This is a genomic window from Chitinophaga rupis, assembly GCF_900109685.1.
In the GTDB taxonomy this organism is placed as follows: Bacteria; Bacteroidota; Bacteroidia; order Chitinophagales; family Chitinophagaceae; genus Chitinophaga; species Chitinophaga rupis.
Genome location: NZ_FOBB01000009.1, coordinates 189800 through 202830 on the forward strand (window position 1 = coordinate 189800; position 13031 = coordinate 202830).

The 13031-nt window shown below is 49.3% G+C and carries 8 protein-coding genes; 4 read left to right on the forward strand and 4 right to left on the reverse strand.

The window, feature by feature from the left end:
* Positions 1–31: 31 nt before the first annotated feature.
* The 3 genes from BMZ54_RS26725 (at position 32) to BMZ54_RS26735 (ending at position 4798) form a co-directional block, all read left to right on the forward strand.
* Positions 32–1780 (forward strand): MOSC and FAD-binding oxidoreductase domain-containing protein, encoded by a 1749-nt coding sequence (locus tag BMZ54_RS26725; protein WP_089919275.1) that lies wholly within the window; start codon positions 32–34, stop codon positions 1778–1780.
* 197 nt (positions 1781–1977) lie between these two features.
* The gene (locus BMZ54_RS26730; protein ID WP_089919276.1) at positions 1978–3375 is read left to right on the forward strand and encodes a Gfo/Idh/MocA family protein; all 1398 of its coding nucleotides are present in this window, start codon (positions 1978–1980) and stop codon (positions 3373–3375) included.
* Positions 3376–3391: 16 nt separating this feature from the next.
* Complete coding sequence (locus tag BMZ54_RS26735; RefSeq protein ID WP_089919278.1) at positions 3392–4798, forward strand: putative oxidoreductase C-terminal domain-containing protein; 1407 nt, start codon at positions 3392–3394, stop codon at positions 4796–4798.
* 127 nt (positions 4799–4925) lie between these two features.
* On the opposite strand, the gene BMZ54_RS26740 is transcribed toward BMZ54_RS26735, so the two are convergent.
* Positions 4926–5522, reverse strand: coding sequence for a porin family protein (locus BMZ54_RS26740; protein ID WP_089919280.1), 597 nt, complete (start codon positions 5520–5522; stop codon positions 4926–4928).
* A 160-nt stretch (positions 5523–5682) separates the two neighbouring features.
* Here BMZ54_RS26740 and BMZ54_RS26745 point away from each other — a divergent pair, with 160 nt between their 5' ends.
* Positions 5683–7194: an ADP-ribosylglycohydrolase family protein gene (locus tag BMZ54_RS26745; protein ID WP_089919282.1), complete on the forward strand. Its 1512-nt coding sequence runs from the start codon at positions 5683–5685 to the stop codon at positions 7192–7194.
* A gap of 11 nt (positions 7195–7205) precedes the next feature.
* On the opposite strand, the gene BMZ54_RS26750 is transcribed toward BMZ54_RS26745, so the two are convergent.
* From BMZ54_RS26750 to BMZ54_RS26760, 3 genes are all read right to left on the reverse strand, one after another.
* A complete protein-coding gene (locus BMZ54_RS26750) occupies positions 7206–8468 on the reverse strand; it encodes a YdcF family protein (protein ID WP_089919284.1) in 1263 nt (420 codons plus the stop codon).
* 132 nt (positions 8469–8600) lie between these two features.
* Complete coding sequence (locus BMZ54_RS26755) at positions 8601–11639, reverse strand: efflux RND transporter permease subunit (RefSeq protein WP_089919287.1); 3039 nt, start codon at positions 11637–11639, stop codon at positions 8601–8603.
* A 228-nt stretch (positions 11640–11867) separates the two neighbouring features.
* Positions 11868–12932, reverse strand: coding sequence for an efflux RND transporter periplasmic adaptor subunit (locus BMZ54_RS26760; RefSeq protein WP_089919288.1), 1065 nt, complete (start codon positions 12930–12932; stop codon positions 11868–11870).
* Between the last annotated feature and the right edge of the window lie 99 nt (positions 12933–13031).

Consider the following 13031-nt stretch of genomic DNA (forward strand, 5'->3'; position numbering starts at 1 on the left):
GGGTACCCCTTAACCAATAACAAACGGTAGTATGAAAGTTATCTCCGTAAATGTAGGCCAGCCACGGAATATCCCATGGCGTGGTCAAATGGTTAGAACATCTGTTTATAAAACACCTGTTGCCGGACGTGTTCGTGTAAGAAAGCTCAATTTTGATGGTGATGCGCAGGCAGATCTCATGGCGCATGGCGGCGAGCATCGCGCCGTTATGGTTTACCAGGCCGAATCATATCAGTACTGGAACGGAACCCTTCAACGTAATGATCTTGTTTATGGACAATTTGGTGAAAACATTACAGTAGAGGGAAAGGGCCTGGCCGACAACGAGGTTTGTATTGGCGACCGTTTCCGGATCGGTTCAGCAATTTTTGAGGTCACGCAGCCCCGGGTAACCTGTTGGCGGGTGGGCATCAGTACCGGGGTACCTGAAATGCCGGCCTTGCTTGTTAAGCATAAACGGCCGGGGTTTTATTTCCGTGTGATACAGGAAGGTGATGTTGGCGCCGGGGATGTGATAGAAAAGATTGCAGACGGCATTGAGCAAATGAGCGTCGCTGAGATTGACGGATTGCTTTATCTAAAGGATCATCCGGAAGATAAGCTGCAAAGGGCCTTAAAAATTCCAGCGCTCAGCGAGGGTTGGAAAACGTCTTTCCGGAATTTGCTGGACGCTGCATTGCAAGGTGTGGCCAAAGGAAATGCCGGGTTAAGCGGGCCTGTTGAATCGCTTGCCTGGACAGGCTTCCGGCCTTTTGTTGTGCAGCGTACACGTATGGAATGTGAGGGCGTACGCTCTTTTGAGCTGAGCGCAGTGGACGGTTCCCCCATGCCTGCTTTTTTACCAGGACAGCACATTGCAGTCCGGTTACATCCTGCAGAAGATGGCGCTCCGCTGATCCGCATGTATTCTCTTTGCGGACCGCAGGGCGCCTCCAGCTTACGTATTGCAGTAAAGCGGGAAGTCAACGGCCCGGGCGGCATTTATATGCATGAGCAGGTGCGTGAGGGACATGTTCTGGAGATCAGCGCACCACGTGGCACTTTCACTTTGTCTGAAGGCAAGGGGCCCTTGGTGCTCCTGAGCGCCGGAGTAGGTATTACGCCCTTATTAAGTATGCTGCAGTATGTTGCCAGCCAGGGTCCGGGCCGTGAGCTCTGGTGGATCCATTCCTGCCGGAACAGCGCTTATGAAGCATTCAGGGAGGAAATAAGATCCCTTGGAATGCAGCTATCCGCATTTCATCGTGTAGTTGTATACAGCTCCCCTGATGATGCGGAGCTTTACGGCATTGACTATGATCTCAAAGGACATCTTGATCTGCAGGAATTACAGGCCATGCAGCTGCCAATAGAAAGTGAATGTTACCTGTGTGGGCCGCCACGGTATCTGCAGGATATCATACCTGCATTAAAAACCATCGGCTTCGCCGGCAGCAATATCAAAACCGAACTATTCGGAAGTGGTCCTGAACCGGTGGCCGGAGGCGGAAAGGCGCCTCACTTACCCCTGGAAAATGTGGGACAGGGCCCCTTCGTTACCTTTAGTAAAAGCAAAATATCTTTCCGCTGGCATCCCCGCTTTGGCAGCTTGCTGGAAGCCGCAGAAGCCTGTGATGTTCCGGTTGCGTGGTCGTGCCGCATGGGCGTTTGTCACCGCTGTGAAACGGGTGTGATCGATGGACAGGTTGCTTATTCCCCTGATCCCCTTGACCCTCCGGCAGATGGGAAGGTACTGCTCTGTTGTTCTGTTCCGCTGGGGCCTGTTGATCTTGACCTGTAAATAAGCAGCAATCATCTAAACTTAAAATTGTGGGAGGACGATTAATCGGGTTTATTATCTTTAATACTGTTTTAGCAGCCCGTAAAAGAAATGAACCGGGATATTCCATGTTTATAATACAAGATCATTCCGTTATAACGGAAAAGGATAAACCGTATTAACCCTAACCATATAACTGTATACAAAAATGATAACCCATGAAAAAACAGCATGACCGCCATTCCACGCGGAGAACCTTCTTAAAGAACACACTGAAAGGCGCCGGCGCGCTGGCCCTCGTCAATTTCCCCACCATTGTACCCGCCCATGTATTAGGCAAATATGCCCCCAGCAACCGTATTAACATTGGCGCCATCGGTAATGGCCGCATTTCCCGCGGGCACGATATGCCCGGTGTATGGAAATACGACCAGGCAAGGATCATAGCTGTTTGTGACCTGGACCGCAACCGTGTAACAGCCGCGCAAAAACTGGTGAACGACTATTACAGCAGGAAAACCGGTAAGCCTTACGATGGTGTAAAAACCTACGAAGATTACCAGGAGCTGTTAAACAATAAAGATGTGGACGCAGTGCTCATCAGCACACCGGACCACTGGCATGTAATGCCCGCCATACATGCCGTGCGCGCCGGTAAGGATGTATATATGCAAAAGCCGGCCTCTTTAACCATTGCAGAAGGACGGCTGCTTAGCAACGAAGTGCACCGCAGCGGACGCATACTGCAGGTAGGCAGCCAGCAACGGTCTATGCCGCAGTTTAAAAGGGCCTGTGAGCTGGTGCGTAATGGCGCTATTGGTAAAGTGCATACGGTATATGTAGGCCTTCCCATTGACGATCCCAAAGAAAGCACAGTAGAAAAAGAAATGCCGCTGCCCGCCAACCTGTTATACGAGAAATGGCTGGGAGAAACGCCTTATGTGCCTTATACAGAAAAACGTGTGCATCCGCAGGCCGATTTTTCACGTCCCGGCTGGCTGCGCTGCGAGCAGTTTGGTGCAGGTATGATCACCGGCTGGGGCGCTCACCATTTTGATATTGTAAACTGGGGATTGGATACGGAATATACCGGCCCCGTGGAAATAAGCGCCACCGCTCAGTTTCCGCCTGCCGGTAATTTATGGGATGTGCATGGTCCTTTTAAATCGGAAACTATCTTTGCCAATGGGGTAAAGGTGCTGGCCAGTAATGAATACCCTAACGGGGTAAAATTTGTAGGCTCAGAAGGATGGATCTTTGTTACACGTGGCAACTACGCCGCCACTTCCAGCGATCCGGTAACAAAGGATCAGAACAGCAAATCGCTGGATGCAAGCGATCCGCGTATACTCAGTACCGTGATACCGGAAAGCGGGGTGCATTTATACGATACCAAAGACCATCATGGTAACTGGCTGGAGAGCATAGCCAGCCGTCAAATGCCCATTACGCCCATAGAAGTAGGCCACCGCGCCTGTACCATTTGCCTGCTGAACCATGCCGCCATGAAGCTGCAGCGCAAGCTGTACTGGGATCCGGTGAATGAACGTTTTAAGAACGATGATGCCGCCAATGCGATGCTCACCCGCCCGCAACGCTGGCCTTATACATTATAAAGCAATCAGACGAACCATGAATAAAAAACAGATCGTAACATCACTATTAGTGTTAAGCATGATGAACAATGCCTGCAACACCGGACAAAAAGAAAAAGAAAAGGAAACCACTGCCGCCACGGAAGCAGACATTAAGCTCATAACACTGGATCCCGGCCACTTTCACGCAGCGTTGGTGCAAAAGTCTATGATCCCCGGCATAGATTCCGTAGTGCATGTGTATGCACCGGACGGCCCGGAGCTGAAAGAACAATTGCGTTTCATTGACCAGTACAACACCCGTACGGAAGCGCCTACCCACTGGCAGGAAGATGTGTACAAAGGCCCTGACTTCCTGGAAAAAATGGTGCAGGAAAAGAAAGGCAATGTAGTGGTAATGGCAGGCAATAACCACCGCAAAACAGAATACATACAGCAAGCCGTGGCAGCCGGTATGAACGTGCTGGCCGATAAGCCCATGGCTATTAGCCCCGAAGGTTTTGCTATGCTGCAAAAAACGTTTGAGGATGCCAAAGCAAAAAAGGTATTGCTCTATGATATTATGACGGAGCGCTCAGAGATCACCAACACCCTGCAGGGCGAACTGTCGCGCATACACGACGTTTTTGGTGAGCTGCAGCCAGGCACGGAAAAAGAGCCTGGCGTGGTAATGGAAAGCGTGCACAATTTCTACAAATATGTATCCGGCAAAGCCCTTACCCGGCCGGCCTGGTTCTTTGATCCTGCACAGCAGGGCGATGCCATTGTGGATGTAGGCACCCATCTGGTTGACCTGGTGCAATGGGAATGTTTCCCCGCAGTAGTATTGGATTATAAAAAAGATATCCAGCTGCAGGGCGCCCGCCATTGGCCTACGCCCATCACCTTATCGCAGTTCCGCACCATCACCGGCCTGGATAGCTTCCCGGATTTTCTGCAGCCATTTACCAAAGACACAGTACTGAATGTACATGCTAATGGTGAAGCCCGTTACACGCTTAAAGGCGTGCATGTAAAAGTAACCGCCCTATGGCAATACGCAGGTCCTGAAGGCAGCGGCGACACGCATTATTCCATGCTGCGCGGCACTAACAGCAACCTGGTGATCCGCCAGGGAAAGGATGAAAAGTTTGAACCAACTTTGTACGTAGAGGCGGTGGGTAAAACCAAAGCAGCAGATTTGGAAAAGAACCTGCAGGCAGCTTTAAAGCAGCTGGAAAGTAAGTATCCTGGTTTGTCGCTGGAAAAAAGTAAACAGGGTTTTAAGATCGTGATCCCTGCAAAGTATAAGGTAGGCCACGAAGCGCATTTTGCGCAGGTGCTGCAGCGTTATATGGAGTACCTGAAAGGCGGCAGCCTGCCGGATTGGGAAGTACCGGGCATGATCGCTAAATATTATACTACTACGAAGGCGCTGGAGATGAGCATAAAGCAGAAAGGATAAAGCAGAAAGCTATTGAAGCGAATGTTTAAGGCAAAAAGCGCAAAACATAAAGCGTAAAGCAAAAAGCTATTGAAACGGATGCTTGCCATAAGAATCCTTCTCCGCTCCAATAGCTTTATGCTTTACGCTATTTAATAGCCACCCCAAGTCCCACCTGTATCTGCTGGCTATGCCATTTATAGCGGTCATCAATATTATTAATATTCCCCAGCCCCAGTGTGTAACGGCCATAGAACCGCACCTGCGATACATGCAGGGTTAAACCTGCGGCCACGCCATAATCGGTGTTCTTAAAAGCAGCTTTATCTTTCAGCAATAGATCTTCATTATCATATACCAGTACGCTGAATTGCGGCCCCACATTCAGGGTGAACAGGTCGTTCACTTTGTAAGCCAGCAGCACCGGTATGCTTACGTAACTAAGCTTTATGGAAGATTTAGCGCTGCTGTTACCGGAGTTCACATAATACGTCAGGAAATCATCATCCTTTTTGTTATTGAACTGGGAGAACAATACCTCCGGCTGAATACCCCATTTGGAAGTAATATTATACTCCAGGAAAATACCCGCATCATACCCGGGATTAAAGCTGCCCTGCATTCCCCGGCCATTAAGACTGGTGAACTGCAGATCGGCCTTTAACCCGTAATGAAGCTTTTGTCCATAGGAAACACCCGCCACCAACAACAGGCCGGTAATAGCTGTAAATAGTTTCTTGATCATAGATATGCAAAATAGATATACAAATATGGGGTACCCCGGCACACTACGTAACACTTAATAGATGATCCGGCCGTTTACCCCCACCATAAGGGGAAATTTATGGATGATCTGATGTTTTTTCCTTAAATTATCCATAGTTAAACCTCCTAAATTCCACGGAATGAGATATTCCATAGTATGGATCGCGTTTGCCTGCCTTTCGTTTCATTGCACAACGCAGCAATCTTCCACCATAACGCTTTCCCAACAGGCGCTCAAAGATAAGATCATGGGCGGCTGGGCCGGGCAAACCATTGGTGTTACTTTCGGCGGGCCTTACGAATTCCGTTTCAATGGCACCTTTATACAGGACTATCAGCCCCTGCGCTGGTATGATGGTTACCTGAAAAAGACCATGCTGGAAAATCCCGGCCTGTACGATGATATTTACATGGACCTCACCTTTGTAGAAGTGTTGGACCGCGCGGGGCTGGATGCCCCGGTAGACTCTTTTGCGCAGGCGTTTGCCCGTGCCGGTTATATGTTGTGGCATGCCAACCAATCGGCCCGTTATAATATCCTGCAGGGTATTAAAGCGCCGGCATCCGGCCACTGGACTAACAATCCCCATGCAGATGATATTGATTACCAGATAGAGTCGGATTTTGCCGGTTTAATGAGCCCTGGTATGCCTAACACGGCGTCGGCCATCAGCGATAAGGTAGGTCATATCATGAACTATGGGGATGGCTGGTATGGCGGCGTATACATAGGCGCCATGTACTCGCTGGCATTTATTGCCGATGATATGCAATACATTGTTACGGAAGCGCTGAAAACCGTACCGGCAAAAAGCACATTCCGCCAGTGTGTTGAAGACGTGATCCGCTGGCACCAGCAGTACCCGGACGACTGGCACCGCAGCTGGTACGAGATCCAGCAGAAATGGTCCAGTGAAAATGGTTGCCCCGATGGCGTGTTCAACGCCTTTGATATAGATGCCAAGATCAATGCAGCTTATGTTGTGCTGGGATTATTATACGGCAACAGCAATTTCACTAAAACCCTGGACATTGCCACCAGGGCGGGGCAGGATGCAGATTGTAACCCTTCATCTGCCGGGGGCATCTTAGGCGCCATGCTGGGATATAAACGTATACCTGCTTACTGGAAAATGGGATTAAAGGAAGCAGAAGGACTGGATTTCAAATACACCAGCACCTCCCTCAATAAAGTATATAACACCAGCTATAAACATGCGCTGGAAATGATACGCCGTAACGGCGGAAAGGTAGCAAATGAGCAGGTGACCATTGCCGTGCAAGCACCGCAGCCCGTGCGCCTGGAACAAAGCTTTGAAGGCCTGCATCCGGTAGACCGTATCCCGCTTTATAAAAACAATGTACAGGAGCTCTCGTTTGATTTTGAAGGAACCGGTTTTGTTTTAAAGGGAGATGCCCGTAAACAAGGGTCCAATGTACCTGATAGCAGCATTACCATGGAAGTATATATTGATGGCAGCAAAACCGGTACTATAGCGCTGCCTACCAGCTTTCAAACCCGCAGCAATGACCTGTGCTGGAACTACAAATTACCTGACAAAAAGCACCAGGTAAGAATAAAGGTCCTCAATCCCAGTCCAAACAACAGCCTTAACACCTTTGAGTACCTGGTTTATACCAGCAAAAAATAATCTTCACATCATCACGGATCCAGCGGGTCCAGCGGATCTTCATGCAAGCTCTCCGCCACCGGGTAATATTCAATGCTCAGGTCATCGACCTGCCGCAATTTGCGGTAGGGCAGGTATCCCATATCTTTAAGACATACCTTTTCAAAGAACACACTGGCCACATAGATCAGGTGTGCCTTGCTGCTGGTGCACAATATTTTTTTATCTGTCGGGAAACCGTTGCGGAATAATATGCGGTTGGCATTCCGCAGGTTAGTAGTGGTATGCCGGGCATGCGGATCTACCAGGATGGCTGTTTCCGGCACATTACAGCTATCTGCCAGGAAACGTTTCATTTCTATGGCTTCACTGTATTTTGTTCCAAACGGATGCACGTACCCGCCGGATACGATCACAAACGGCGCTTTATTTTTCTGGTAAATATCGGCAGCAGTGCGGCAGCGCAGTTTGTTCATTACACTGATCGGCGCATCATCATCCGGCCCTGCACCCAGTACCAGGATGGCCGAATAATCAAATTTATCCCACTGCACACTGCTTAGCTGCGCCAGCGTTTTCTGATTGGTAAGCGCCATGGGTTCATGCCGGGCTGCATGGTCTTTTTTATTCAGCTGCAGCAGGTCCATAGCCAAATGCAGGGTAGGGGTAAAGAACAGGCCGGATGCTTCCGGGTGTTGTTTGTAAGTTACCAGTATGTCCCTTACCGCGCGGGTATATGTATCGCTGTGCACATTGTACATGGCGGAATCTATGCGGGGGTAGCGTAAGCCGGTGTTCCGGGTATAGGCCGTAAGGATGTAGTTCAACCCATTGGCTTCCTCCCGCCAGCGTTCTTCCAGGATCTTTACATCCGGCAGGGATTCATAACGCATGAAAGCGCCGCTGGGTTTCAGGTGTTGCTGCAAGGTGGCGCGGAAAGCGGGTTGCGCTTTATACACCTGCTCCAATGCATTGCCAATGGCTTTGATCTCATTACTGTCAAACAGCAGGGGAGTGGCAAAACAGGCGGCATTCTTACAGCTGTCTGTTATTTTATCTACCTCCTTCAGCTGTTGCTTATAGATCTGCTGTAAGATCTTATTATGTTCCAGGGCCTTGTGCAGGGTAGGCTCCTGCTCCAGCAGGGTAAGCAGGTAAAAGTTCTTGTCTTGCACCAGGTTGCCGCTTTGCACAAACTGGTAGGCAGGGTCAAAAGACGGTTGGTTCTGTGCCTGCAGCGCTGCCGGTATTGTCCCGGCCAGGGCGCAGTAGAGTAATAGTTTCCGGAAGATCATAAAAAATTAATGTGCGGATATATATGCGCAAATGAAATGCCATCCGTACGCCAAAATACAAAAAAAATGTGCTGATGTGCTGGTTATATTTACCAGCCATCAGCACATTTTCCCATCAGCACATTTACATGGCTATACCTTCGGTGGTATCAGCTTATACACCACCGGTGTTACAACTCTCGAAAGCAGGGTGGAGCTGATCAGCCCACCAATTAATACAATGGCCAGCGGCGCAATCAGCGGGTTACTGGAAATGGCAATGGGTATTAAACCGCCAATAGCCGTTAAGGAAGTTAATACAATGGGCAAGAAGCGTACTTCACCAGCTTCACGGATAGCGGTTTCCAGCGATTTGCCCTGTTCCCGCAGCTGGTTAGTGAAGTCTACCAGCAATATGGTGTTCTTCACCTCAATACCTGCCAGGGCTATCATACCAATAATGGCCACAAAAGAAAGCGAGTTGCCGGTGAGCCACAGCGCCACAGCAGCGCCTACCATACCAAGCGGTATCACCGACAGTACAATGAGCGTGCTTTTGAATGTGCGGAATTCCAGGATCAGTACTGCTATGAACAGGAAGATGGTAACAATAATAATGCTCATAAAGCCGCCGAAGGAGTTATTCCGCGATTCTACTTCGCCGCCCATCTCGTAGCTGTAGCTGGCCGGCAGGGCCAGCTTATCCATTTTTTCTATTACGTCTGTAATTACCCGGTCTACCAGGAAGCCTTTTTGCACAAAGGCTTTTACAGATACCACGCGCCGTTTTTCCTGGTGGTTAATGTTCACCGGCGAGGTTTCCAGGGTAAGCTCCGCTACTTGTCCCAGCGGGAAAGGCTTGCCCTGCATATTGTTCACGTACAGGTTACGGAATACGTCCAGCGTGGGGCGGCCTTCATGTGCACGGGTAAGCAGGATGTCGTAGTCGTTATCATTATTATCGGTGTACTTGCCTACGTTCAGGCCGGATACGGCCAGCCGCACGGTACGGTCAATGTTCACAGAGGGAATGCCCAGCAGCTGCGCTTTTTCAGGTTGTATAGCTACACGGATGTCGCTTTTTAACAGGCTTACCGGGTTATCAACATACATGGTGCCGGGGGTGCGTTGCAGCATCATTTCCACTTTGCCGGCCAGCGCGCGCAGGGTATCCAGGTTCTCGCCAAACAGGCGCACCTCCACAGGAGCTGCTACCGGCGGGCCCTGCTCAAAGTTCTTCACTTCCACTTTGGCGCCGGGGTAAGGTGTCCATTGGTGACGCAGCTTTTCTATCAGCGCCAGCTTATCTGAGGGGTTGGTATGCTCATCCAGCTGCACAAAGATCTCAGCAAAGTCGGTATGCTCATTTTCCTGTATCACGTTATAGTATATACGCGGATTGCCTTTCCCAACGTTTGTGGCAAAGTATTTCACGGCCGGTTCCTTACGCAGCACAGCTTCAATATCCTTTGCTACATTATTGGTGTACTGCAGGTTGGACTGCGGCGGCGCAGTAATATTGATCAGGAACTGTGGTTTTTCCGACGCGGGGAACAGGCCAAAGCCTACTACGCCAAACAGCATAACAGAGCCGCCAAAAATGATGACGGTGATCACAATGGTAAGCACCGGCCGTTGCAGGGCTTTATCCAGGAAACGGGCATAGCTGCCGTGTATCAGGCGTTTCAGGCCGCGCATGAAAATGTTGCCGTCCGGGTGGCCGGTATGTTTGCGCAGCAGCTTGCTGGCCAGAAAAGGAATGATCGTAAGCGACACTAACATAGACGCCAGTACGCTGAATATTACTGCCAGCGGCAGGCTGCGGATAAAATCGCCGGAACCTTCCGGCATAAATACCAGCGGCATAAAGGCAATGATCAGCGCTGCCGTACATCCCGCTACGGCCATGCCTATCTGCTTGGTGGCCATTAAGGTAGCTTCCAGCGCCGTATGCCCTTCCAGCAGCCAGCGTTCAATATTTTCCACCACCACAATGCTATCATCCACCAAAAGCCCCAGCGCCACTACCAGGCCCACAATACTTAGCTGGTTCAGGTTATAACCGAACAATTGCAGCAGAATAATACCTATGGCCAGCGATAACGGGATAGAGATCATTACGATCAGCGAAGGCCGGAAACCCAATGGCAGTAAGGTTATGGCCACCAGTAGAATAGCGATGAGGAAATCGCCTCCCAGGCTGCTCAAACGCCGGTTCACATTACTCGCCTGGTCAAAATTCTGTACCAGGTCTATATTCTTAGGCAGCGTTTTCTTGAACTTTTCTATAACCGGTTTGTAAACGGTTTGCGTTTTGCTAATGTTCTCGCCTTCCTTTTGTGCAGCGGTTACAAAGATGCAGCGAAAGCCGTTCAGGCGCGTTTGGTAAGTAGCATCTTCATAACCGTAGTATACGTTGGCAATATCTTTCAGGAAAAGGTTACGCCCGTTGGAAGTGTACACAATGGTGTTTTTCACTTCCTCCATGGTATGATAGTTTCCGCTGGTTTTAATGTTAAAGATGCGGTTACCGGCATCAATGCTGCCACCGGGAATGTTGATGGTTTCATTCTGCAGGCTGTTGATCACGTTGGCAATGGGCAGGTTCAGCTGCGCCAGCTTTTCCAGGTCCAGCTCTACGCGCACCTGCTGTTCCGGCAGGCCAAAGATCTCTACGTTCTTCAGCGGCTGTAGTTTTTCCAGCTCATCCTGCAGGTTTTCTGCATAGTATTTCAGCTTGTCTCGCGGTGCATTTTCAGAGATCAGCGCTAACTGTATAATGTTCACATCAGAGGGCTGCTGTTTTTGAATGTCAATGCTGATATTGTCCTGGGGCAGGTCGCGGCGTTTATTGTTCACTGTACGCACAATTTCCTGGTACTTATTATCCACGTTGCTGCTGTACTTATATTCAATACGCAGCACGGCCAGCCCGTCGCTGATAGTGGAACGGATGCGTTTAATATCTTCCAGCCCGTATATTTCTTTTTCCAGCGGGTCTACCACCAGCTCCTCCATATCTTTAGGACTGGTGCCGGGATACACCACTATTACGGTATAGGCAGGGGAGTGCATTTCCGGGTCTTCTGAGCGGGGCATGTTCAGCAGGGTAACAACACCCAGCACAATGATCATGATAAAGATCACCAGCGTGAACTGGTAATTTTTTACCGCATAATCTGATATTTTCATGTTGGTAGTTTGAAGAATTAAGTAAAAAGTAAAAAGGCAAAAAGTAAAAATTAAAAAATAGCGTACGGATGCAAAAAGCTATCATTTAAATTCCAGGCTATAATACAAGGCCATTCATCCTTCCATTCCTACATTACTTACCAATACAGCCATACATTATATAACCGGCACATTAGTATATTAGTACATCTTGTACATCCTGCATCCTGCTTTTTAATTTTTACTTTTTTACTTTTTACTTAGTATGCTGCTTCCATCTGTTAAATAAGCGCTCCCTGAAATGATCAGGCTCTGTGCGCCTTCCAGCCCTTCGCTAATGATCACTTTATCTTTTTCCATACCGGCGATGCTCACCTTTACTTTTTTAGCGGTTTTGCCATCGTTGGTTATAAATACATATCCGCTGCCGCCATCACCGTCCAGCAATGCGTCGTAGGGAATAGCCCAGGGGCCGCTGGCGCTGGTGTTACCGCTGCTGCGCGGGTGTATCACAGCTTTGCCGAACATGCCAAAGGCAATAGCCGCCGGCTTCTCACCTGTTAAATGAATGTCTACCTGGAACGAGCTGGTGGCAGGGTCTATACCTTCGCCCTTGCGGGATACCGTACCACGAAAGATTTTACCGGGTACAGATTCTACTTCTACAGCAGCGCTGTCCTGCAAATGAATAGCCGCCCATTCCTTATTGCTTACAGAAACCCGCAGCATCCAGTTACCGGATTGTGCGCCGTTGGTTTGCAGCACTGCGGTGCCGGATTTTACCTGTTGCCCTTCACTGGCCAGCTTGCGCAGCACATAACCGTTACGCGGTGCGGTAATTACAGAATGGCTGCGGTTGAACTGTGCAGTGCGCAGCTGTTGCTGTGCAATGTCCAAAGCTGTTTTGGCATTCTGCAATTGTTCCAGGGTGGCTACACTGTCTTTGTACAGGTTATTGGCGCGTTGATGATCGCGCTGGGCTTTTTCATATGCCAGCTGCGCCTGTTGTACCTGTGCATCAATTTCAGTAGGGTTCAGCGTAGCTACGGTTTGTCCCTGGCGGATGGCATCTCCTTCTTTTACAAGGATGCGTTGTATAATACCGTCGGTTTTAAAGGATAGCAGCACTTCATCGTCTGTAGTGAACTGGCCGGATACCGGAATATTAATGTTGCGTGCTTCCGCATTCAGCGGCTGCAGCTCTACCGGTATTACCGTGGTGTTAGGTATTTCAGAAGCAGTAGTTGGACTGCCACAGGAGCTGAACAGTGCAGCACCGGCTATCAGCAGCAGTATGGCATGGAGCGGTTTCATATAAGTAAAGTTTATTGTTATCGTTATTATTATTGATATTGGTATCGGTATATTACAGCTATACAATCTGTAAACTCAGATCTACGCTGCATTCAATTC